Below are 21,689 nucleotides of genomic sequence, written 5' to 3'. Positions count from 1 at the left end.
CCTCCCCTAATTGTACTTAATGCGCGGATCAATCGCCGCATAAAGCAAGTCGACAATTAAGTTGATGAAAATAAAAATGGCGGCGATAATCAAAATACCTGATTGGATGACCGGATAATCACGGTACCCGATCGCATCGTAAATATAGCGGCCGATGCCGGGCCAGCTGAAGATCGTTTCAGTCAAAATCGCTCCGCCAAGCAATAGCCCTGTCTGCAGGCCGATCACCGTCAATACCGGGATAACGGCGTTTTTTAACGAATGCTTGTACACAACCCAAAACATGCTTAATCCCTTCGCTCTAGCCGTGCGAATGTAATCCGATTTCATCACCTCGAGCATGCTTGAACGCGTCATGCGGGCAATAATGGCCATCGGGATGGTCGCTAAGGCAACGCTTGGCAAGATGAGGTGCTGCACGACTTGCCAAAACTGTTCCGTATCCCCTGCCAGCAACGCATCAAGCAAATAGAAATGAGTGATGGGCTCGATCGGATTGCGCACGTTCTCCCGGCCCGACGTCGGCAACCAGTCCAATTGGATGGAAAACAGCCATTGTTCCATCAGCCCGAGCCAAAAAATCGGCATCGAAACCCCAAGAAGAGCCAGCACCATCGCACTATAATCGAACCACGAGTTTTGAAACCAGGCACTAATAATGCCGGCGTTCACTCCGATGAACACCGCAATAAGCATCGCTGCAAACGACAGCTCGATCGTGGCTGCCAAGTATGGCCAAATTTCCTCCGCGATGGGGGCGCCGGTGCGAATGGACTCGCCTAAATCACCGCGCAACAGTCCGCCAACATAGTTGGCATATTGCACATACCATGGCTCGTCCAATCCGAGCTTATGCGTCAAGGCAGCCACTGCTTCTTTCGTCGCCTTTTGCCCCAAAATCACTTGCGCCGGATTGCCGGGGATTGCGCGGATCATGAAAAACACGATAAGCGACATGCCGAATAACACCGGAATGATCATCAGCACCCTTCGGACGGCATACGATAACATCCAAATCTCCCTCCCTTGAACATGCGGAAACAAAGAGGGGGAGGATGAGTTCCTTCCCCTCTCTTGGTCGATTATTGAAATTCGACCTTCGTAAACTTGTCTGAGCCGGTCGGGTGAGGATGAAATCCTTGAATATTTGCCTTGCCGGCCAACAGCGGAGTCGAATGGACAAGCGGAATCCATGGCGCCTCTTCTTTAATGATCTCTTGCGCTTTTTGATACAGTTCGTTCCGTTTGTTTTCATCACTCACTGTTTGCGCTTCGACTAAAATGGTATGCAGTTCATCATTCGCGAAATACGTGTAGTTGTTGCTGCCGATGCTGTCTTTGTCAAGGAGCGCGTACAAGAAGTTATCCGCGTCGCCGTTGTCGCCCGTCCAGCCAAGCAAGAAAGTGTCCGCCTCTCCTTTAGCGAGCTTGTCTAAATAGGTCGCCCATTCATATGTTACGATTTTCGCTTTCACGCCGATTTTGGCGAAATTCGCTTGAATGGCTTCAGCGATTTTTTGTCCGTCCGGCATGTACGGGCGCGGCACTGGCATTGCCCAAAGCTCGATTTCAAATCCATTCGGGTACCCGGCTTCCGCCAACAGCTGTTTCGCCTTTTCCAAGTCAAATGGATAGTCTTGAATGGCGTCGTTATAACCCGGGATGCTCGGCGGCATCGGATTTTTCGCCGGTTCGGCCTGGCCGGCGTAGAACGCATCAATGATCGCTTTTTTATCAACGGCATAGTTCAATGCCTGACGCACCAGTTTGTTTTTCAGTGGCCCTCTCGTCGCCGTTAACCCGACGTAAGCGACGTTCATCGACGGGCGTTTAAAAATTTGCAGCTCTTGATTCCCTTCCACTTGTTTTAAGTCGGTTGGATTCAAATCTTCCATGATGTCAATTTCGCCTTTTAACAGCGCATTGAGACGCGCTGAGTTATCCGGAATCGATACGAAAATGAGCTGATTCAGCTTCGGATAACCTGTTTCCCAATAATCTTTATTTTTCTCGAGCACGATCCGTTCGTTCCGCTTCCATTCTTTAAAGACGAACGGTCCGGTGCCAACTGGATGTTCCCCAAATTTGTCGCCGTATTTTTCAACCGCCGCCGGGCTGGCAATGGCAAACGGCGTCATGGCGATGTTTTTCAAGAATGGCGCTTGCGGACGCTTCAGCACAAACTGCACCGTGTATTCATCGACCGCCTTAACCTCTTTGATCACATGGCTTTCGTCATTTTTATAGCCGCCAAACATCGATCCATAATACGGGAACGTGTCAGCGTTGCCATTGGCCCAACGTTCAAAATTAAAGACGACTGCCTCCGCATTAAAATCAGTGCCATCGTGGAATTTCACCCCTTGGCGCAGCTTGAACGTATACGTCAGCCCGTCTTCGGAAATCGTCCATTCTGTCGCCAATGCCGGTTTGACAGACGTATCGTTGTCATTGTAGTCAAGCAGCGTATCAAAAATGTTTTTCGTCACCTTCAGCGATTCGCCATCGGTCACGGTCGCCGGGTCAAGCGACACGGAGTCGCCGCCACGCCCATAAACAAGCGTGTCTTGGACCGGCGCCTTTTCGCCGCCTCCCGCCGTTTCTTTCGACTTGCCGCAGCCGGCCAATACAAGCAGAAACGCCAGCAACAGCCCCATCCACTTGAACCATGATTTTCTCCTCATCACATCTCCCCCTTATGTTTGACTGATCTATCACTACGTTGCTCATCCGCCGGTTCGTATAAATGGCAGGCAACGTAATGTCCGTCGGCTACTTCTCTCAATTCCGGACGACGCTCACGGCAAATGTCCATGCAAAATGCACAACGGGTATGGAACGCGCATCCTTGCGGCGGATTGACCGGACTCGGCAAATCGCCGGAAAGCAGCTGTCGTTCTGTTTCATGATCAGGATTCGGAATTGGTACAGCAGACAAAAGCGCCTTTGTATACGGATGCTGCGGTGATTCATACAACGATTCGCTGTCCGCCAGTTCGACCATTCGTCCCAAATACATGACGCCGACCCGGTCGCTAATATGGCGGATCACTCCTAAGTCATGGGCAATGAAAATGTATGTAAGGCCAAACTGCTTTTGCAAATCTTCAAGCAGATTGAGCACTTGTGCTTGAATGGAAACATCAAGCGCCGAAACCGGCTCGTCGGCAATGATCAGCTTCGGATTGGTCATGAGCGCCCGCGCGATGCCGATGCGTTGGCGCTGGCCGCCGCTGAACTGGTGCGGGTAGCGTTTTGCATGATACGAACCGAGTCCGACCACCTCAAGCATTTCCCGCACCCGCTGCTTCCGCTCTTCTTTCGATCCAATGCCGTGAACGATGAGCGGCTCTTCCAAAATTTTTTCAACCGTATGACGCGGATTGAGCGAAGCGAACGGATCTTGAAAAATCATTTGCATATCGCGCCGCAGCCGGCGCAACTCCGCTTTCGCTAAAGCGGTTACATTTTTTCCTTCAAATATGATCGAACCGTCCGTCGGCTCAATGAGCCGCAGCAACATTCGACCCGTCGTTGACTTGCCGCAGCCTGATTCGCCGACGATGCCGAGCGTCTCACCGCGGTACACGGTGAACGTCACATCATCGACCGCCTTGACCGTCCCAACTCGCCTTCCAAAAATCCCCCCGGTAATCGGAAAATATTTTTTAAGCCCTTTCGCTTCGAGCAACGGTTCGCTCATCGGCTGCCCCTCCCCTCTCTAACGCCAAAAAGCAGCGGGCACGGTGTCCTTGTTCACTCGTTTCGTAAAGCTCCTGATCTTCTTGGCGGCAGCGGTCAACCGCATATTCACACCGCTCGGCGAACCGACAGCCGCGGCGGACAGTTCCCGGCCTTGGCACTTGACCAGGGATCGAATAGAGGCGCTCCTTTTTGCCGCGAATATCCGGGATCGAGCGGATCAAACCGGCGGTGTAAGGGTGCTGAGGCCGCCGAAAAATCGCCTGGACGGTCCCTTCCTCCACGATTTGGCCCGCATACATGACGATGATGCGGTCGCATAGTTCAGCGACAACCCCCAAGTCGTGGGTAATCATCATCACCGCTGTGCCGAACGTCTGATTCAATTCTTTCATCAGCGCCAAAATTTGCGCTTGAATCGTCACATCGAGCGCCGTCGTCGGTTCGTCCGCAATCAAGAGGGACGGTCGGCACGCCATCGCCATAGCAATCATGACGCGTTGGCGCATCCCCCCTGACAGCTGGTGCGGGTATTCGTCCAACATCTGTTCCGCGCGCGGCAGGCCGACGAGTTTGAGCATCTCAGCCGCCCGCGCTTTCGCTTCTTTTTTTCCGATGTTCGTATGAAGACGGATCGCCTCAACGAGTTGGTTCCCAATTGTAAATAGCGGGTTGAGCGAAGTCATCGGCTCTTGAAAAATCATGGCGATTTCATTGCCGCGAATTTGCTTCATCCGCCGCTCGGAAGCTTCAACTAAATTCTCGCCTTTAAACCAAATGGAGCCGCTCATCACTTTGCCGATTCCTTTTGGCAGCAGCCCCATAATCGATAGTGATGTGACGCTTTTGCCGCACCCCGATTCACCGACGATGCCGAGCACCTCTCCTTCGCGGATGAAAAAATCGACACCGTCCACGGCCGGGATTTCCCCCTCGTCCGTGAAAAACGATGTTCGCAGCCCCTGCACTTCCAATAAAGGCGCTTGTGCCATCTCTTCGCCCCCTTGCCAATCAACGCAGTGAAATCTTTTCCCTCTGTGAAAAATTATGCCATGCCTTTCTTCACAAGACAATATAATATTATAAAAAATTAAAATTATTAAAAAAGACTAAAAAGAAAAAAAACGGGTTTATCCAAGATAAAGCCGCTTTTTTATCTTTTTTTCAATAACATTAATATTTTTGCCTACTACTGCAACTGCTGGATCGTAAACAAATGATAATAGCTTCCTCTCTTTTCCATCAACTCCTCATGCGTGCCGCTTTCGACAATTTGCCCATTCTCGATGAACAAAATACGGTCGGCATGAGTAATCGTTGACAGGCGGTGAGCGACGACAAATGTCGTCCGATGTTTCGCCAGCCGCTCGAGCGCCTCTTGAATGTAGTACTCGTTTTCCAAATCAAGCGCCGAAGTCGCCTCGTCAAAAATCAAGATCGGCGGGTTTTTCAAGAAAACGCGGGCGATGGCGATCCGCTGCCTTTGCCCACCGGAAAGCTTGACGCCGCGCTCGCCGACTTTCGTATCATAGCCATCGGGCAAACTCATAATAAATTCATGGGCGTTCGCCGCTTTGGCCGCGGCGACCACCTCCTCATCGGTCGCATCCGGCTTTCCAAGCAAAATATTCTCTTTCACCGAGTCGCTGAACAAAAAACTGTCTTGAAATACAATGCCGATATGATCGCGCAAGCTGCGGACGCGAAACGAGCGGATATCGGCGCCGTCAAGCAAAATGCGGCCGCCGGTCACATCGTAAAAGCGCGGGATTAAACTCACCAACGTCGATTTGCCACCGCCGCTTGGGCCGACTAACGCCACCGTTTCTCCCTCCTTAACGGAAAACGACACATCGCGAAGCACCGGAGGATCTTCCTGCCGATAAGAAAACGTAACGCCGTCAAACACAATCTCTCCGCGCACATCACGGCATTCAACCGCCCTAGGCATATCGGCAATGTCGTACCGCTCATCCAAAAACTCAAACAAACGGTCCATCGAGGCAAACGACTGCGTCAACGTCGTCGAGGCGTTAACGAGACGGCGCAGCGGCGTATACAGCCGGTCGATATAGCCGACAAAGGCAACCATTGTACCGATGGTCATTTGCCCCGTAATTACTTCATAACCCGCATAAGTGATGACAACGATTGGTGCGATATCGGTAATCGTGTTGACCGCGGCGAACGATTTGGCGTTCCAGCTCGTATGGCTGAGCGCCTTCGCTAAAAAATGGCCGTTTTGTTTCGAGAAACGGCGTTGCTCCTCAGCTTCAATCGCAAAACTCTTCACAACCGGCATTCCTTGCACTCGCTCATGCAAATACGCTTGCAGCTCAGCAAGCGCCTGCGAGCGCTGGCGGGTGCGTTGGCGCAGGCGACCAAAAAAATATTTGACCCCAAACGCGTAAAGCGGCAGCGTGCTTATGGAAACGAGCGTCATCTTGACATCCATGTTCACCATAATCGCCAAAGCGATCAAGATCGTGGCCATATCGAGCCATAAATTCATCAGTCCGGTAACAATAAACTCCTTTGTTTGCTCGACGTCGTGAATGACGCGCGAAATCACTTCCCCCGTCCGGTGGTTGGCGTAATACGACAAACTCAGCTTTTGCATATGGCGAAATAATTGCTGGCGAATGTCATACAGCACTTTGCTTGCCGTCCATTGGGCAAAATATTGCCGATAATACTCGACAAACGGGCGGATGATCAGAAAGATGACAAGCATCCCCGCCAACGCCTGCCAAAGGCGGGTTGTCTTCTCTTCAAGCGATAGCATGCGGTTGGCAATAACATCGTCAACGACAAACTTCAACAGCAGCGGAATGAGCAACGGAATGGCGAACTTCACAATGCCGATTACCATCGTTGCGGCAATATGCCAACGGTATGGACGGACAAACTGCCAATATCGGCGGATGCTGCCCATGGCGATTTCCCCCTTGAAAAAGCAGAAAAAACCTGTCAGCGGTGCCGAACAGGCTTTTTTCGTGCCGCTATTTATTTTTGGTAAGCTTGAAACATCGGGTACCATTTGTCGATAAACTCGGGCGCAAACGGCCCTTTTCGTTCTTGAATCCAGCCAACGAGCTTATGGACATTGTTTTTTAAAATGCGGTCGATCACATCCGGATAGTGCATCTCGCGGCGGTGCCGTTCGTACTCATCCTCATCGAGCAACATGTACGTCATATCCGGAAACACTTTAATGTCCAAATCATAATCGATGTATTTGAGCGCTTCCTCATCCCAAACGAACGGCGAACTTAAATTACAGTAATAATACACTCCGTCCTCGCGGATCATGGCAATAATGTTAAACCAGTGCTTGGCATGAAAAAAACAAATCGCCGGCTCGCGCGTCACCCACGTCCGGCCGTCTGCTTCCATGACAAGCGTCTTATCGTTGCCGCCGATCACATACGATGGCGTCCCTTTTAACACGACCGTTTCCTGCCAAATGCGGTGAATTGTCCCATTATGTTTGTAGCTATGGATTTGAATGATTTTCCCTTCCCGAGGGTATGCTGGCATCATTCTTCCCTACTTTCCGCTGGGAGCTTCTTCCCCTATTATACCTTGTTCCTTTCATAAATGAAAAGAAAAGTGGACCGCCCCGTCGAAGCGGCCGGGTGGGGCAGCGCGCATTCCATGCGGACGCCGCTTCAAGCACCAGACGACATCCGCCCAAGAAATGCACGGCGAATGTCTTCCACTTGCCGTTTCATTTGCCGTACTTCCTCGCGAAGAGCAGAGGTCGGCGCTTCGCGTTCGAGTTCATCCAACTGGCGGACAATCTCCCGGCAGCGCTCCATTTCATGCCACAAAAACAGCGCTTCTTCCCAATCTTCCATCCAAACTTGTTCCATGCTCATCCTATTCTCCCTTCCCCTTTGTCCTGTCATCTGCTTTATCATTTCGCGGCCAAACTTTTCAAATCCTTTCACTAATCATGTAGAGGGATGGAAGATTTTGTCGACAAAAAAGCAGAGGCGTGCTGCCCCTGCTTTTTGCCTTCCCTATCCGGCCTGTTGCCTGCGCTCTCTTGGCAGCATGCGCTGCTATTGGCGATCGGCGGCGCCGGCCATCCGTCAAGACTGGTTATTGGTTGACGTTTTGCGCCTTGCGGGCTTCCGCTTGCGCGTTTTGTTGTCTTACGTGCTGCACATTCGTCTCAGCCGCAAACTCGGTGCCGAACTGACCAGCTTGAGTAGCTTGAGCCGCTTGAGCCGATTGTGCATTTTGTTGTCTTACTTCTTGAATGTTCGTGCCAGCGAATGTTTTGTTCGGTTGTTTGGCCATTGTTCTCACCTCCACATGCCTTACTATGCCCGGGAGGCAGCCGTTCTATCCGCCGGCATTATAAAAGTAAAGATCTTCCGCCATCAACAATGATCGTCTGTCCCCGAATCATCTCGGCTGCATCTGATAATAAAAACAACACCGCATTGACAAGATCATCCGGCTTGACCGGGCGCCCGGCCGGGGTATTGGCCGCCGCATCGGCGAGCAGCTCGTCGCGGTTCGGAAAATGGTTCAACGCCTCCGTATCGACCGCCCCACCGGAAACGGCGTTGACGGCGATATTTTTCGGTGCCAGCTCGACAGCCAGGTACCGCGTGAGAGCTTCAAGCGCCGCCTTCGAAACACCGACAGCCGTGTAGTTTTCCAAGTAGCGGATCGACCCGAGCGAGCTGATGCTGACGATTTTTCCGCCGCCGACTCGCTCCATTCGTTTCGCCGCCTCTTGAGCGCAAAAGAGAAGCGCTTTGCTGTTGATGTTCATCGTCCAGTTCCAATGCGTCTCCTCAAGTTCCAACGCCGGGCGCAGCACGCCGGAGGCGGCGTTGTTCACGAGCACATCGACCCGCCCGAACGTTTCATCAATTTGGGCAAACATCGCCCGGATTTTCTCAACGTCCCCTACATTGGCTTTTACAATGAGCGCTTTTCTCCCAAGCGCCTCAATGGCGCGCGCCGTTTCTTCAGCCGCAGTTTTGCTGCGGGCATAATTGACGACAATATCGTATCCTTCTTGCGCCAGCCGCAGCGCAATGGCTTTGCCGATGCCGCGGCTGCTTCCTGTTACGACCGCTACTTTTCCACTCATGTTTTTCCGCCCCTTTACGTATAATATAGCCGAATTCCATCGCGAAGGAGGCGCAGCCTATGTACGTTGGCCGCGATATGACGGAGCTGTCCATGATCCCGAAAACGGAATGGACGGACGATGAGCTCGCTCACTTTCACCATTCATTCCAGCAAATCGCTCCGTATTTAAACGTCGAAGGGCAAACGATTTACCGTGAAATTATCGAGGAAATCGAAGCGCGCGGCGGCCTCGGGCGCCGCGAAGCGACGTATACAAACGGCACGATGGCGGTGCCTGATTAAGGCAGGCGGCGCGCGTCGCCTGCCTGTTCTTTATATTCGCGCCAAACGCGCTGATGCGACACGGGAAATGCGTATGCCTCCAACTCCCTTTCTGACACCAACCGATACGGCTTCTCCACCCGCCCGCCGTCAAGCAAATGTCCATAAAATACGGTCAGCTTCCAAACTAAATGGGAAAAAGCATGATCAAATGAAGCGATGGGCTCTTCAAGCTTGATCTTGAAACCTTGCTCATTCAAAAACATCTTCTCCAATGTCTCTTTATCGCCTTCACCGTTCATTTCACAGCTCGGAAATTCCCATAAGTTCGCGAGCAGACCGGTATGATCGCGCTTGCGGATAAGAATGCGTCCTCCTTCGTCAATCAGCACCATGACCGCGAGCGGCACTTGTTTAACCGCTGTTTTTTTCGTTTTCACCGGCAGTTCCTCCGGCACCCCTTCAGCAAACGCCCGGCAATGGGATTGCACCGGGCAAAGAAGGCACGATGGGCGGCGCGGCGTACAAACAAGGGCGCCAAGCTCAATCAATGCTTCGTTGAACGCCCCGGGATTTTCGTACGCCATGATTTCGCGGACGATTTGTTCAAACCGTTTTCGCGTCGATGGCTTCGCAATATCGTCTGTCACGAAAAACAACCGCGACAACACGCGCATGACATTGCCGTCCACCGCCGGCTCCGGCACGCCGTAGGCGAGACTCAACACCGCCCCGACTGTGTACGGCCCGACTCCCTTTAGCCTCGAAAACTGCTCCGGAGTATCCGGCACCTTCCCGCCATACCGCTCCTTCACTTCCTTGACCGCCGCGTGCAAATTGCGGACGCGCGAGTAGTAGCCAAGCCCTTCCCACGCCTTCAGCACTTCGTCTTCTTCAGCCTCGGCGAGCGCCTCAAGCGTCGGGAACTGTTCCATAAACTTTTCAAAATACGGGATAACCGTCTCGACGCGCGTCTGCTGCAGCATCACTTCCGACACCCATACTTTGTATGGATCGCGGTCTTGGCGCCACGGCAAGTCGCGGCGCTCACGGGCGAACCACTCAAGCAAATCGCGCTGAAACTCACGCGCCGAAAATCGTTTAGTCCACGTTGTGATTTTCACTGTCTTTCCTCCATGATGCCTATTGTCCACCCCATTATACCAAAAACCCCCGGCATGCCGCATGCCGGGGAAAATACAGAAGGAAATCGTTCTTAACTTTCTTTAGCGGCAGAAACATAGACAATTTGCTCATGTTGGGCGCGCAATCGGCGAATATCAGTGCGCACGAGCAATGAAACGATGAAAGCGATAACAAACAAACCGCCAAAAAAGGCCAAACTACCTTCATAAGAGCCGGTCGTGTCCTTAATATACGCGGCAAACATCGGCCCCACAAGCCCGGCCGCTGCCCAAGCAGTCAAAATATAACCATGAATCGCACCCAGTTGTTTGGTGCCAAACAAATCGCCGATATACGCCGGAATACAGGAAAAGCCGCCTCCATAGCACGTATAGACAATTGTCAACATAATGACAAACAACCATTTGATCGATACATTCGGCAACAGGAAGAAAATGACGATTTGTAAGACGAAAAATGTGGTATATGTGTTCGGACGCCCAATATAATCAGAGGCCGACGCCCAACCGATGCGTCCTAATCCATTAAATACGCCAATAGCCCCCACTAATGCCGCAGCGGCCGTTTGGCTGATGCCGATACTTTCCACCGCCAGCGGTTTGGCAACTGCTAAAATGGCGATCCCGCATGTAACGTTAATAAACAGCATAATCCATAAATACCAAAATCGTCTTGTTTTTACAGCTTCGTTGGCAGTCAGTTGCGCTAAATCGAGCAAAGGCTTAGCCTTTCCTTCTTTCACTTTTTCCTTAAATCCTTCCGGGAGCCACCCCTCTGGCGGCTTTTCCAAATAAAGAGAAGACGCAGTCATAATGAGAAAGTATGTAACGCCTAAAATGAAAAACGTATTTTGCACGCCCACGGAAGTAATAAGGCTGTTCATGACTGGACTCGCGATCGCTGCTGCAAAACCAAATCCCATAATGGCAAGCCCGGTAGCCAAGCCCCGGCGATCCGGAAACCATTTCACAAGCGTCGATACTGGCGCAATGTATCCGACACCGAGGCCGATTCCTCCCAACACGCCGTAAAACAAATACAAGAGATATTTCGAGCCAAGCGCAACAGCCAAGCCGGAACCCGTCACTCCAAGGCCAAAGAAGATGGCAGCCAACAGCCCAGATTTCCGCGGCCCATGTTTTTCAACAAAATGACCGAGGAACGCAGCCGACAATCCTAAAAATAAAATCGCAATGCTGAACGTGAGCGCTACTTCCTGATCGGACCATCCAAACAACTGTTTTAATGGATTGGTAAAATTGCTCCATGCATACACAGATCCTATCGAGATATGGATGCCAACAGCAGAAAGCGCAATAAGCCAACGATTTTTCATGGCTTCTCCTCCCCCTTCATTCCACTACGATTCGATGTTCATGCGTATATACATTAAACTCCCGTCCGCGCAAAAAGCCGACAACGGTAATTCCAAGTTCGTCCGCCAAATCAAGCGCCAATGTCGTCGGTGCCGATTTCGACAACAGAATGCTTACGCCCATTTTTGCCACTTTCAAGAGCACTTCCGACGAAACGCGTCCGCTGAATACAATAAGCTTATCTTTCATCACCACCCGCTGGCGCAGGCAGTAACCGTACAATTTATCGAGCGCATTGTGGCGACCGATGTCAGAGCGGATGGCGACAATCCCATTAGGCGTGGCCAGTGCCGCATTATGAAGGCCGCCGGTTGCCGCAAAATCAAGCGACTGCTCGTGCAGCGCTTTCATTAAGCGCAGACAGTCATCCGCCTTGGCGGTAATGCCGCCAACAATCGTCTTAGCGGTTTTCGCGTCATTGTAAAAATAAAATTGCCGGCTTTTTCCACAGCATGAGCCGATGAATCGTTTCGCGTAAAACTGTTTCGCCGGCAGTCCGCCCGAGCTGAGTTCCACATACGCGAAACCCCGGTCTTCGTCGATCGTCATTCCTTTCATGTCATCGTTTACACGAATCACCCCTTCAGACGCCAAAAAACCGGTGACAAGTTCGTCGACATACTCCGGTGTGCAGACGATCGTCGCAAACTCCTCACCATTGACTACCACCGTCAGCGGAAACTCAAGCGCGATCTGATCTTCCTCGCCGGCCAGCTGCCCATTGCGGTATTTGACAATAGTCCTTCTTTTTGCCGCAACCCCTTCCAACCAATTCCCCTCCTCCCTAGTCCAAAATAAAACCGCCGCCTTTCGATCCAGAAGGCGAATCATCCTTCTGCCTGCGAAAAGCGGCGGTAGTTTGCGCCCAGCATTTCTGCAGCGAAACCAACGCACATCCGTTTCCGAAACCTGCCTGCCAAGCGGGCAAAACCGTTTAGTCGGCAAGGCTTCTCCTCTTTTCCATATCGCGAATCTATTGATAAGCATATCATGAACAGCGGCGAAAAACAATTGTTTTTGTTCACAAAATCGTCACAATTCAATCGGCTTTTCAAACACAAATACCGAAACGGCCATATCTTCCTCGATTTTAATGTCGCTGAACAAGTGAAGCAGCTTCGAACCGACAAGCTCTTCCATGCCATCCGGCACGTGCTGGGCGTACACGTCTTGAATCATTTTTGTTCTTGCCGCATGCACCATGTCCCGTCCTTCCGGCGTGCGGGCGATAAATTTCTCCGTCGGCGTCAAATTGCCGTGCAAAATGGAAATCGCCAAGTTATCGACAAAATACGTTTTAATCCGTTCCGGACCTTTGCCAAACAACTGTTTGCGCACCTTGCGCACAATATCGTTGAAAGCGGCTTCCTTTTTTGACATCCGCACCCCATCCTTTCGTCAGCGCTTGAAAAACTTCTTGCGAATCCATTGTGTTCTCCACCCGGCCATACTATAATAAATCATAGCAAATGTATACATAGTGGAAAAATAATAAGGCCGAACGTCGCCTTGTTATTTTTCTACGATTCTAGCAGATGCTGGGTTGGTTGTTTAGTACCGCCATGCTAAAGAACTACTCCACCACGATGAAGCATTCGTCTCGTCGCGGGTGGAGTTTTTTATTTTGACAAAGGGGGAACGATCATGGAAGCGCAAATGGTGACGATCACCATCAACGGGCGTGCCTACCTCGCCAAGCCCGGGATGACCATTTTAGAAGCCGTCAATGAACACGGCCTCTCACATCCGCAAGTTTGTTACACGCCGGAGCTTGGCGCCATTCAGACGTGCGACACGTGCATCGCTGAAGTTAACGGAACACTTCTTCGCGCCTGTGCGACGCCGGTTGAGGACGGCATGACCGTCGAACTCGGCTCGCCGCGGGCAAAAGCAGCGCAAAAAGAAGCGATGGACCGCCTGTTGGAAAACCATCTCTTGTACTGTACAGTGTGCGACAACAACAACGGCAACTGCAAGCTCCACAACACCGCGGAAATGATGCAAATTGAACATCAAACGTATCCGTACCGCCCGAAAGTCGACCCGTCCGAAGTCGACATGTCGCATCCGTTTTACCGCTATGACCCGAACCAATGCATCGCCTGCGGGCAATGCGTGGAAGCGTGCCAAAACTTGCAAGTGAATGAGACGCTGTCCATTGACTGGAGCGCCGAGCGGCCGCGCGTGGTGTGGGACGGCGGGGTGCCGATCAACGAGTCGTCATGCGTCAGCTGCGGACATTGCGTCACCGTCTGCCCGTGCAACGCGTTAATGGAAAAATCGATGCTCGGCGAAGCCGGGTTTATGACAGGGCTGGACAAGGACGTGCTCAACCCAATGATCGAGTTTGTCAAAGAGGTGGAGCCGAACTACACCGCCATTTTCGCCGTTTCCGAAATTGAAGCCGCCATGCGTGAACAGCGAATCAAAAAGACGAAAACGGTTTGCACGTTCTGCGGTGTCGGCTGTTCGTTTGAAGTCTGGACGAAAGGGAGGAAGATTTTAAAAATCCAGCCGGTTTCCGAAGCGCCGGTCAACGCCATTTCGACATGCGTTAAAGGAAAATTCGGCTGGGATTTCGTCAACAGCGAAGAACGGCTGACAAAACCGCTCATCCGTAAAGGCGACGCCTTTGTCGAGTCGACATGGGACGAAGCGCTCGATCTCGTCGCCGAAAAACTGGGCGCGATCAAGCGGCAATACGGCGGCAACGCCATCGGGTTTATTTCGTCATCGAAAATTTCCAACGAAGAAAACTATTTAATGCAAAAACTGGCGCGCCAAGTGTTTGAAACGAACAACGTCGACAACTGTTCGCGCTATTGCCAATCGCCGGCAACCGACGGCTTGTTCCGCACGGTCGGCATGGGCGGCGACTCAGGCACGATTCATGACATCGCCTCGGCCGGCCTTGTCATCATCATCGGCGCGAACCCGGCGGAAGGGCACCCGGTCATCGCCACCCGCGTCAAACGGGCGCATAAGCTGTTTGGCCAAAAACTTATTGTCGCCGATTTGCGCCGCAATGAAATGGCTGAGCGGGCTGATTTGTTCATCCGTCCGAAACAAGGCACCGACCAAGTATGGCTGATGGCCGTGACGAAATACATCATCGACCAAGGTTGGCATGATGAAGCGTTCATTCGCGAACGCGTCCATTTCTTTGATGAGTTTAAACAACTTTTGGAAAAATATACACTCGACTATGCCGAACAAGTGACCGGCATCACCAAAGCCGATCTCATCCGCATCGCCGAAATGATCCATGAAGCGGACGGCACATGCGTCCTTTGGGGCATGGGCGTGACACAAAACACGGGAGGCAGCGATACGTCAGCGGCGATTTCCAACTTGTTGTTGGCCACCGGCAACTACGGCCGTCCGGGGGCGGGCGCGTTCCCGTTGCGCGGCCATAACAACGTCCAAGGGGCGTGCGACATGGGATCACTCCCTTCCTGGCTGCCGGGCTACCAACATGTGACCGACGACGCGGCGCGGGCGAAATTTGAACAGGCGTACGGCGTCCGCATCGATGCGAAACCGGGCCTTGACAACATTCAAATGCTTGAAGCGGCCGAGCGCGGCGAGCTGAAAGCGATGTACATCGTCGGCGAAGATATGGCGCTTGTCGACTGCAACGCCAACCACGTGCAAGAGACGTTGGCAAAGCTTGATTTTGTCGTCGTTCAAGACATTTTCCTGTCTAAAACGGCGCAGTTCGCTGATGTCATCTTGCCGGCGGCGCCAAACTTGGAAAAAGAGGGAACGTTCACCAACACGGAACGCCGCATTCAGCGGTTTTATCAAGCGCTCGAACCGCTCGGCGATTCAAAACCAGACTGGTGGATCATTCAAGAAATTGCCAAACGACTCGGCGCCGATTGGCATTACGCCGGTCCGAACGAAATTATGGATGAAATCGCCAGCCTCGCCCCACTGTACTCACAGGCGCACTACGACCGGCTCGAAGGCTGGAACAGCTTATGCTGGGGCAGCCATGACGGCGCTGATACGCCGCTGTTGTACAAAGAACGGTTCAATTTTCCGGACGGCAAAGCCCGCTTTGCGCTGGCTGATTGGGTCGAACCGGTGCAATATCCGGAGGAGTACGATTTGCTTGTGAACAACGGCCGGCTGCTTGAGCACTTCCATGAAGGAAACTTGACGTACAAATCAAAAGGTATTCAACATAAGTTCCCGGAAATTTTCGTTGAAGTGTCACCAGAGCTCGCCAAAGAGCGCGGCATTCACGACGGGGCGCTCGTCCGGCTCATCTCCCCGTACGGACGCGTCAAAATGCGCGTGCTTGTCACCGACCGGGTCAGAGGCAACGAACTGTTTTTGCCGATGCATTCGACGGCCAATGAGAGCGCCATTAACATTTTGACCGGGCCGCAAACCGACCATCGCACAAATACGCCAGCCTACAAACAAACACGCGTGCGCATGGAAGTGATCGAACGCTCGGGAGAAACGCCGTTGCCGCGCACGAATCCGCGCTTTAAACGGCGCCATCCGCAAAACGGCGTTGAAGTCGAACGGAAATGGCAGCGCCGCGATTACGTGCCGCTCACAGACGAGGAAAAAGGGGTGAAAGTCGGTGGCTAAACCGATTACCACGATTCAAAAGCGCCAGATGAGCGAAGAGGAAAAGCGGACGGAAGCGCTGGCAAAGCTAAAAGCCGCTGTCGGCGACAGTGAAGAGGCGGTCCGCGAACTATTGGATATTATCGAGCAGCTTCATGAAAGCGGCTTGCTTGAGGCAGCCAACGCTTTGTTAAAGTCGCGCGAAAATGTGGCCAAAATCGTAGTCGGCCAGCTCAATCAAAAACCGGTGACGACCATGATCAACCATGCATTCGCCTTGGCCGGCCTCGCCTCTTCGCTCGACCCGGAAAAAACGGCCAAATTGCTTGAGCATATCGCCGCCGGCGCCATGGAGGCGTACGAGCAGACAGCAGTCGAGACCAAAAAGGTTGGATTGTTCGATCTATTTAAAGCGCTCAATGATCCGGACACAAACCGCGCCATTCGCTTTTTTCTGTCCGCGCTTAAAGCGATCGGCCAACGGCTTGAAGCTGACAACTGACCCCTCTCGCCCAAAACCAACAGCGTCCTGTGCAAAAGCAGGGCGCTGTTTTGTTTGCCAAACACCATCCGCTGCTGCCCATATGTCGATAACGGATTTTAGTGATTCTGTCCCTCGCCGTCAGTCGCCATCATATGGTACAATGGCCATACCATTGTTTGCCTCGGCTGGGCAAGAGAGCGGTTATTGGCCCGGCCCCAGGCGGGATATACTAACAAACGACGCTGACAAAGGAGGCCCTTGACGTTGGATACAGGCACACACGTTTTAATGGGGGTGGCGCTCGGCAGCTTAGCATCGCTCGACCCCGCCATCGCCCACGATCCATTTTTATCCCACGCCGTGCTCATCGGCACGCTCGCCGGATCACAGGCACCCGATATCGATACGATTTTAAAGTTGCGCAATAACGCCAAATATATTCGCAACCATCGCGGCATCACCCACTCAATTCCTGCCGTTGTCATTTGGCCGCTGTTGATCGTCGGCATCATGGCCGCCGTCTATCCGGAAACGGACTGGCTCCGCGTTTGGCTTTGGACGTTTGTGGCTGTTGCCTTTCACGTGTTTGTCGATATTTTTAACGCCTACGGGACGCAAGCGTTGCGCCCGTTTACAAAAAAATGGATTGCCCTTGGCGTCATTCATACGTTTGATCCGGTCATTTTTGTGCTTCATTTGCTCGGCGTCGGCGCCCTGTTTCTCGGCGTCCACCCCGGTTATACGTTCCTCGCCGTTTATGCGCTCGTGGCCGCGTATTACGTGTTCCGCTTCCGCGAGCAAGCCAACATTAAACAGCTCGTGCACGCCTCTATACACGGGGTGACGGACATCATTACTGTGCCGACATGGCGACCCCGCGAATGGCATTTAGCGATTTCGACAGACAGTGAATTTTACGTCGCCCGTGTAAAGCGCGGCCGACTCGTCATCCTCGACCGCTTCCAAAAGCGGCCGCTTCCCGACCACCCGGTGATCAACGCCGCCAAGCGCGACGAAAACGTCGCTGCTTTTTTATCCTTTTCCCCGGTGTACCGTTGGGAAATGAACGAGTATGATGATTATTATGAAGTGCGTTTTACCGATTTACGCTATCGAAGCAAAGGATACTACCCGTTTGTGGCCGTCGTCCAGCTAGACCGCGACCTCAATATGGTCAGCTCATACACCGGTTGGATTTTCAGCGAAGGAAGGCTGCGGAAAAAGCTCGAGGTGGCGCCAAACTGACAGCGCAGCTTGTTTTGGTCCCAACAATTTGCACACATAAGCACCGTCTGTCGTTCCATAATAAGAATACGTGTTGGCCATCCAACACGAGCACGCCTCAAAAGGGGGAATGGGCCGTGCGGAATAAAGAGCGCAACTTCCCGAATCAAAACAACAACAAGTTCGAAGGCGAACCGCGCGCCAAAGCCGAGTATGCGTCAAAGCGGGCCGACGGCACGACCAACACCCACCCGCAAGAACGAATGCGCGCCTCGGGTGAACGAAGCGATTTCTTTTAATAATGATCAAAACCGGGGGAGCATGGCACCATCCGTCTGCTCCCCCCGACACATTCCGCAGCGAGGTGAACGGTCTCATGGGTCACCATCGGCGCAAGGCGTTTTATGACAACTTTTACTCAAATCCGTTCCAACAACCATGGGCCAACCCGAAGCATGCCCACTCACAAGTAAACGGCGAAACACAGCAAACGCTCGATCTCATCATTTTAGAGCGGCAAACACGCAAACAGTCGTAGCGAACAAACTTAGGGGGTTGTTCCCCCCTAAGTTTTTCCTTTCAGCTCGCTTTCCGTCCGGCTGTAAATTGAGCCCGCCCGTCATGATGAAGGCAAATTCGGTTTGCGAAGCAGCGAAATCGGCAGCGCTTCTTCCTCCCCGTTTCCTTTCAGCCGCCAGCCCCAGGCAAACACTCCTTTTAAATAGCGCACCTTAAAATACTCCCCCGGTGCCCCCTCGATTTCGTATATCTCACCGGGCTGAAAATCAGCTGGATTCATCATATACGCTCTTGCCATAGCCATTTTCCGCTCGTAGACAGCGTATTCGTTCACCATGCCCATCTGCTCCGCCTTGCGCGCTTTCTCGGCCAACACGGCGATTTCCCGTTGCAACTCCTCCGCCGTCATCTCGCTATACCGTTTTTGGTCCTCTCTCATGATCACGATCCCCCTTTTTGGTTTTCATCGTTGTCTTGTCTGCGCAGCCATTCGTCGATCAAGTCGAGTGAAAACCCTTTTCGATAAAGGGCTTGGCGCATTTTTTGCTCATACAGCGGACGCGGGTGATGCGCATAACGGCGGTGCGCCTTTTCCGCCTGAACGTTCAACGCTTCCCGCTCTTCCCGTTCAGTGGCGCCCGTATCATCCGCCAATACAGCAGCAATGACGCTGTTTGGAAATCCTTTTCGAAAAAGCTGCTGTTTCACCCGTTCTTGAAACGCGCGGAATGACTCAGGCCGCTGTTGTTTTTTTACTTTCTCATAAAGCAGACGCGCAACGTCTGCCTGCTCGTCGAACGTGTATTCAGCTAAACACCGCTCAATAATACGGACGGGCACGCCAAGCCGCTCAAGTTCAGCCTGAATGAGGCGCGGTCCTTTAATGGACGTTTTCTTTTGCGTGCGCACATAGGCGGCCGCAAACGCCTCGTCATCGACATACCGCTCAGCGCGGAGCTTCTTAAGCACGTCTTCAATGACCGGATCAACGGCGCCTTTTTTTCTTAAGTGTACAACAATCTCATGCTCCGAGCGCATCCGATGGGCCAAGAAGTAAAGCGCCTGTTGGTACGCTTTTTTGACTTGGTCGGCATAGACGATATCGCGAAAAAGCGCATCGTCGATCGTCATCCCCTTTTTTAGGCGGAACTGCAGCACAACATCTTGATCGACTGCCAGCCTTAGCGGCGATTCAGAGCCGCGGTCGATGACAAGCCAAAACCGCTCGGCATTTTCGTTCGTTGCCCTCACTTCGACAATCGTTCCCATCGTTCGCCCTCCCCACCTTTATCGTATCATAAAGAAGGAACTTCCGGCATCGATGGCGAAAGGAGAAAAAAACGCTGTTCGCGCCATAAAATAATAAGGAGGGAACAACGATGCGCATCGCCATCAATGGCGGAACCGGGCTGATCGGCCAGGCGCTCGCCCGCCATTTTTCCAGTCAAGGACATGACATTTACATTTTCACCCGCTCTCCGAAATCTTCAGAAGACCGCATTCACTACCTTTCCTTCGACGATAACCGGAAGCCGGCCGCCATCGACGTGGCCGTGAATTTGGCTGGGGAGCCGCTCAACCGGAAGCGATGGACGGCAAAGCAAAAAGAGGTGATTGTTCACAGCCGCCTGCAGGCAACGGAGGCAATGGTGAACTACATTCGCTCGCTGTCCGAACGGCCGATCTTATTCATCAACGCCAGCGCCGTCGGCATTTACGGCACCTCAGACTCCACGACATTTACGGAACACACAACCGATTACGGCAGCGATTTTCTCGCCAAAACCGTTCAGGCGTGGGAAGCAGCAGCGAGCCCCATCGAACAGCTCGGCGTCCGCACCGTCTATGCCCGCTTAGGCGTTGTGTTCGCTCCAAACGGCGGCGCTTTGCCGATGATGATTATGCCGTATCGTTTGTTCGCAGGCGGCCCAATCGGCAACGGCCGGCAATGGCTATCATGGATTCATCTTGAAGACGTCGTGCGCGCGGTCGCATTCCTCATCGAGCGCGAGGAATTGTCCGGCCCGATCAATTTCACCGCTCCCCATCCTGTGCAAATGGGCGAGTTCGGCCGCACGGTCTCCCGCCTGCTTCGCCGTCCGCATTGGCTTCCGGTTCCCGCTTGGGCACTTCGCCTTCTTCTTGGTGAAATGAGCATGCTCGTTACCGAAGGGCAGCGCGTCATTCCGGAAAAGCTGCTGCAAGCCGGTTTTCGCTTTTCGTTTCCGACGTTGGAAGATTGTCTCACGGACCTGTTTTTTTCAGACGCTCGACAAAAAATATCCAAAAAAAATTAACAAAAAAGCAATTCCCTTTTTAAATTGAATCGTGTATGATAAAGAAGACTTCAAGGCAGTTGTTGTTCATAACCGCATACAGACAAGAGTAAGGGGAAGGCAAATGGTGCGCCACCAGCGCTCGCGCTGGTTCTAGTGGGTTCGATTCCCACCCCGAAATTTTTTTAATGAAGTTTTAATAAAAAAATTTCGAGGGTGGTTTCCCGCTAGGAGGCTGCCCTCGGTATCCAAAGGAGGGATTGGCCATGCTAAAAAAACGCGAGCTGCAGGATTGCCATGCGCTGTACGAGCTGATGATGCACCCGGACGTCTTCCCTTTTGTGCGCCAAAAAGCGGGCTCGTACGAAGAGTTTTTGTTCATGACGAAACAGCTCATCGAGGCGGAAGAACGAGGCGAACTCATTTCGCGCACGATTTTGGACGAATGGGGAAACCCGATCGGCACGATCAGCCTCTTTGATATCGAAGATGGCGCCGGCTTTTTGGGAACATGGCTCGGCAAGCCGTATCACGGGCTCGGTTACAATCGCCGCGCGAAAGAAGCGTTTTTCCACGAACTGTTTTACGAACTTTCGATCGAAACGGTGTTTTTGCGCATCCGTAAAGTCAATGTCCGCTCGATTAAGGCGGCGGAAAAACTGCCATATGTGACACCGGCTAATGAAACGCGGCGGGCGTTGCTCGAGCAAATCGGTGCGGATGTGTACAACTTGTATGAAATTACGAAAGACAACTACACCCTTTATACGATGCGCCATCCCTCCTTCACGCTGGAAGAGGAACAACGAAAAGAAGCGTAAGCGCGGGGGGCCGCATAACCACCGAAAAAGAGGCTGTCCGTCCGGACATCCTCCCTCTAGAAATGTTGATATATCAAGGCTTTTCGGCCTCTCAGGGGTGCCGAAAAAATATTTTTCGACAAAATCCCTTACATCCTTTTTCAGTTTTGTGGATATCTTACAGACCTAGGGTGCG

Annotated in this window: 23 protein-coding genes; 8 read left to right on the top strand and 15 right to left on the bottom strand. The window is 52.4% G+C overall.

Annotated features, from left to right (window positions below):
* Positions 1–6 precede the first annotated feature (6 nt).
* The 9 genes from ACTVDO_RS15765 to fabL all read right to left on the bottom strand — a co-directional run bounded on the left by ACTVDO_RS15765 (position 7) and on the right by fabL (position 8,818).
* Positions 7–1,011, bottom strand: coding sequence for an ABC transporter permease (locus ACTVDO_RS15765; protein ID WP_442901838.1), 1,005 nt, complete (start codon positions 1,009–1,011; stop codon positions 7–9).
* A gap of 71 nt (positions 1,012–1,082) precedes the next feature.
* Positions 1,083–2,684 (bottom strand): ABC transporter substrate-binding protein, encoded by a 1,602-nt coding sequence (locus ACTVDO_RS15760; RefSeq protein WP_442901837.1) that lies wholly within the window; start codon positions 2,682–2,684, stop codon positions 1,083–1,085.
* Entirely contained in the window at positions 2,684–3,703 is a 1,020-nt protein-coding gene (locus ACTVDO_RS15755; RefSeq protein WP_442901836.1) for an ABC transporter ATP-binding protein, read from the bottom strand. Before ACTVDO_RS15755 ends, ACTVDO_RS15760 begins: the two co-directional genes overlap by 1 nt.
* Positions 3,669–4,694, bottom strand: a complete 1,026-nt coding sequence (locus tag ACTVDO_RS15750) for an ABC transporter ATP-binding protein (protein WP_442901835.1) — start codon at positions 4,692–4,694, stop codon at positions 3,669–3,671. The genes ACTVDO_RS15755 and ACTVDO_RS15750 overlap by 35 nt, the downstream gene beginning before the upstream one ends.
* Before the next feature lie 197 nt (positions 4,695–4,891).
* Positions 4,892–6,637 (bottom strand): ABC transporter ATP-binding protein, encoded by a 1,746-nt coding sequence (locus ACTVDO_RS15745; RefSeq protein ID WP_020958694.1) that lies wholly within the window; start codon positions 6,635–6,637, stop codon positions 4,892–4,894.
* Between the two features lie 71 nt (positions 6,638–6,708).
* A complete protein-coding gene (gene ntdP, locus ACTVDO_RS15740) occupies positions 6,709–7,242 on the bottom strand; it encodes a nucleoside tri-diphosphate phosphatase (protein ID WP_023817473.1) in 534 nt (177 codons plus the stop codon).
* 131 nt (positions 7,243–7,373) lie between these two features.
* A complete protein-coding gene (locus ACTVDO_RS15735; RefSeq protein ID WP_020958692.1) occupies positions 7,374–7,583 on the bottom strand; it encodes a YgaB family protein in 210 nt (69 codons plus the stop codon).
* A 226-nt stretch (positions 7,584–7,809) separates the two neighbouring features.
* Positions 7,810–8,010, bottom strand: a complete 201-nt coding sequence (locus ACTVDO_RS15730) for a gamma-type small acid-soluble spore protein (RefSeq protein ID WP_020958691.1) — start codon at positions 8,008–8,010, stop codon at positions 7,810–7,812.
* Positions 8,011–8,068: 58 nt separating this feature from the next.
* Positions 8,069–8,818, bottom strand: coding sequence for an enoyl-[acyl-carrier-protein] reductase FabL (gene fabL, locus ACTVDO_RS15725; protein WP_020958690.1), 750 nt, complete (start codon positions 8,816–8,818; stop codon positions 8,069–8,071).
* A 59-nt stretch (positions 8,819–8,877) separates the two neighbouring features.
* Here fabL and ACTVDO_RS15720 point away from each other — a divergent pair, with 59 nt between their 5' ends.
* Complete coding sequence (locus ACTVDO_RS15720; RefSeq protein WP_020958689.1) at positions 8,878–9,102, top strand: hypothetical protein; 225 nt, start codon at positions 8,878–8,880, stop codon at positions 9,100–9,102.
* Here the strand turns inward: ACTVDO_RS15720 and mutY are convergent.
* From mutY to ACTVDO_RS15700, 4 genes are all read right to left on the bottom strand, one after another.
* The gene (gene mutY / locus ACTVDO_RS15715; protein ID WP_200865283.1) at positions 9,099–10,199 is read right to left on the bottom strand and encodes an A/G-specific adenine glycosylase; all 1,101 of its coding nucleotides are present in this window, start codon (positions 10,197–10,199) and stop codon (positions 9,099–9,101) included. The two genes, ACTVDO_RS15720 and mutY, sit on opposite strands and share 4 nt — an antisense overlap.
* 98 nt (positions 10,200–10,297) lie before the next feature.
* Positions 10,298–11,563 carry an L-lactate MFS transporter gene (locus ACTVDO_RS15710; protein WP_020958687.1) on the bottom strand — a complete coding sequence of 422 codons (1,266 nt, stop codon included), beginning with the start codon at positions 11,561–11,563 and terminating at the stop codon, positions 10,298–10,300.
* Between the two features lie 16 nt (positions 11,564–11,579).
* Positions 11,580–12,371, bottom strand: coding sequence for a formate dehydrogenase accessory sulfurtransferase FdhD (fdhD, locus tag ACTVDO_RS15705; protein ID WP_442901834.1), 792 nt, complete (start codon positions 12,369–12,371; stop codon positions 11,580–11,582).
* Between the two features lie 264 nt (positions 12,372–12,635).
* Positions 12,636–12,983: a DUF2294 domain-containing protein gene (locus ACTVDO_RS15700; protein ID WP_020958685.1), complete on the bottom strand. Its 348-nt coding sequence runs from the start codon at positions 12,981–12,983 to the stop codon at positions 12,636–12,638.
* 264 nt (positions 12,984–13,247) lie between these two features.
* Here ACTVDO_RS15700 and fdhF point away from each other — a divergent pair, with 264 nt between their 5' ends.
* From fdhF to ACTVDO_RS15675, 5 genes are all read left to right on the top strand, one after another.
* Positions 13,248–16,211, top strand: a complete 2,964-nt coding sequence (gene fdhF / locus ACTVDO_RS15695; RefSeq protein ID WP_442901833.1) for a formate dehydrogenase subunit alpha — start codon at positions 13,248–13,250, stop codon at positions 16,209–16,211.
* On the top strand, positions 16,204–16,692 hold the full coding sequence (locus tag ACTVDO_RS15690) for a DUF1641 domain-containing protein (RefSeq protein WP_020958683.1): 489 nt from the start codon (positions 16,204–16,206) through the stop codon (positions 16,690–16,692). Before fdhF ends, ACTVDO_RS15690 begins: the two co-directional genes overlap by 8 nt.
* 246 nt (positions 16,693–16,938) lie before the next feature.
* Positions 16,939–17,919: a metal-dependent hydrolase gene (locus ACTVDO_RS15685; protein WP_442901832.1), complete on the top strand. Its 981-nt coding sequence runs from the start codon at positions 16,939–16,941 to the stop codon at positions 17,917–17,919.
* A gap of 116 nt (positions 17,920–18,035) precedes the next feature.
* On the top strand, positions 18,036–18,197 hold the full coding sequence (locus ACTVDO_RS15680; RefSeq protein WP_020958681.1) for a small, acid-soluble spore protein K: 162 nt from the start codon (positions 18,036–18,038) through the stop codon (positions 18,195–18,197).
* Positions 18,198–18,274: 77 nt separating this feature from the next.
* The gene (locus ACTVDO_RS15675) at positions 18,275–18,436 is read left to right on the top strand and encodes a YpzG family protein (protein ID WP_020958680.1); all 162 of its coding nucleotides are present in this window, start codon (positions 18,275–18,277) and stop codon (positions 18,434–18,436) included.
* 81 nt (positions 18,437–18,517) lie between these two features.
* Here ACTVDO_RS15675 and ACTVDO_RS15670 read toward each other — a convergent pair whose 3' ends face one another.
* Positions 18,518–18,856 carry a YfhH family protein gene (locus ACTVDO_RS15670; RefSeq protein ID WP_442901831.1) on the bottom strand — a complete coding sequence of 113 codons (339 nt, stop codon included), beginning with the start codon at positions 18,854–18,856 and terminating at the stop codon, positions 18,518–18,520.
* A 2-nt stretch (positions 18,857–18,858) separates the two neighbouring features.
* The gene (recX, locus tag ACTVDO_RS15665) at positions 18,859–19,686 is read right to left on the bottom strand and encodes a recombination regulator RecX (RefSeq protein ID WP_442901830.1); all 828 of its coding nucleotides are present in this window, start codon (positions 19,684–19,686) and stop codon (positions 18,859–18,861) included.
* A 110-nt stretch (positions 19,687–19,796) separates the two neighbouring features.
* Here recX and ACTVDO_RS15660 point away from each other — a divergent pair, with 110 nt between their 5' ends.
* Positions 19,797–20,714 (top strand): TIGR01777 family oxidoreductase, encoded by a 918-nt coding sequence (locus tag ACTVDO_RS15660; protein WP_442901829.1) that lies wholly within the window; start codon positions 19,797–19,799, stop codon positions 20,712–20,714.
* A gap of 245 nt (positions 20,715–20,959) precedes the next feature.
* A complete protein-coding gene (locus ACTVDO_RS15655) occupies positions 20,960–21,514 on the top strand; it encodes a GNAT family N-acetyltransferase (protein WP_020958676.1) in 555 nt (184 codons plus the stop codon).
* The last annotated feature ends 175 nt before the right edge of the window (positions 21,515–21,689 follow it).

Origin of the sequence: Geobacillus sp. BK01 (genome assembly GCF_052220245.1) — a bacterium.
Lineage (GTDB): Bacteria > Bacillota > Bacilli > Bacillales > Anoxybacillaceae > Geobacillus.
Note: the sequence above shows the minus strand (reverse complement) of the source record. Positions and strands in the feature narration are given on the sequence as shown.

Excerpts from the sequence above, each read along its gene's own strand:
- ACTVDO_RS15655 (WP_020958676.1), top strand. The coding sequence starts at position 20,960 with ATGCTAAAAAAACGCGAGCTGCAGGATTGCCATGCGCTGTACGAGCTG.
- ACTVDO_RS15730 (WP_020958691.1), bottom strand. The coding sequence starts at position 8,010 with ATGGCCAAACAACCGAACAAAACATTCGCTGGCACGAACATTCAAGAA.
- ACTVDO_RS15755 (WP_442901836.1), bottom strand. The coding sequence starts at position 3,703 with ATGAGCGAACCGTTGCTCGAAGCGAAAGGGCTTAAAAAATATTTTCCG.
- ACTVDO_RS15670 (WP_442901831.1), bottom strand. The coding sequence starts at position 18,856 with ATGAGAGAGGACCAAAAACGGTATAGCGAGATGACGGCGGAGGAGTTG.
- ntdP (WP_023817473.1), bottom strand. The coding sequence starts at position 7,242 with ATGCCAGCATACCCTCGGGAAGGGAAAATCATTCAAATCCATAGCTAC.
- ACTVDO_RS15745 (WP_020958694.1), bottom strand. The coding sequence starts at position 6,637 with ATGGGCAGCATCCGCCGATATTGGCAGTTTGTCCGTCCATACCGTTGG.
- ACTVDO_RS15750 (WP_442901835.1), bottom strand. The coding sequence starts at position 4,694 with ATGGCACAAGCGCCTTTATTGGAAGTGCAGGGGCTGCGAACATCGTTT.
- ACTVDO_RS15700 (WP_020958685.1), bottom strand. The coding sequence starts at position 12,983 with ATGTCAAAAAAGGAAGCCGCTTTCAACGATATTGTGCGCAAGGTGCGC.
- recX (WP_442901830.1), bottom strand. The coding sequence starts at position 19,686 with ATGGGAACGATTGTCGAAGTGAGGGCAACGAACGAAAATGCCGAGCGG.
- ACTVDO_RS15760 (WP_442901837.1), bottom strand. The coding sequence starts at position 2,684 with ATGAGGAGAAAATCATGGTTCAAGTGGATGGGGCTGTTGCTGGCGTTT.
- ACTVDO_RS15660 (WP_442901829.1), top strand. The coding sequence starts at position 19,797 with ATGCGCATCGCCATCAATGGCGGAACCGGGCTGATCGGCCAGGCGCTC.
- ACTVDO_RS15710 (WP_020958687.1), bottom strand. The coding sequence starts at position 11,563 with ATGAAAAATCGTTGGCTTATTGCGCTTTCTGCTGTTGGCATCCATATC.
- ACTVDO_RS15765 (WP_442901838.1), bottom strand. The coding sequence starts at position 1,011 with ATGTTATCGTATGCCGTCCGAAGGGTGCTGATGATCATTCCGGTGTTA.
- ACTVDO_RS15720 (WP_020958689.1), top strand. The coding sequence starts at position 8,878 with ATGTACGTTGGCCGCGATATGACGGAGCTGTCCATGATCCCGAAAACG.
- fdhF (WP_442901833.1), top strand. The coding sequence starts at position 13,248 with ATGGAAGCGCAAATGGTGACGATCACCATCAACGGGCGTGCCTACCTC.
- fabL (WP_020958690.1), bottom strand. The coding sequence starts at position 8,818 with ATGAGTGGAAAAGTAGCGGTCGTAACAGGAAGCAGCCGCGGCATCGGC.
- ACTVDO_RS15675 (WP_020958680.1), top strand. The coding sequence starts at position 18,275 with ATGGGTCACCATCGGCGCAAGGCGTTTTATGACAACTTTTACTCAAAT.
- ACTVDO_RS15735 (WP_020958692.1), bottom strand. The coding sequence starts at position 7,583 with ATGAGCATGGAACAAGTTTGGATGGAAGATTGGGAAGAAGCGCTGTTT.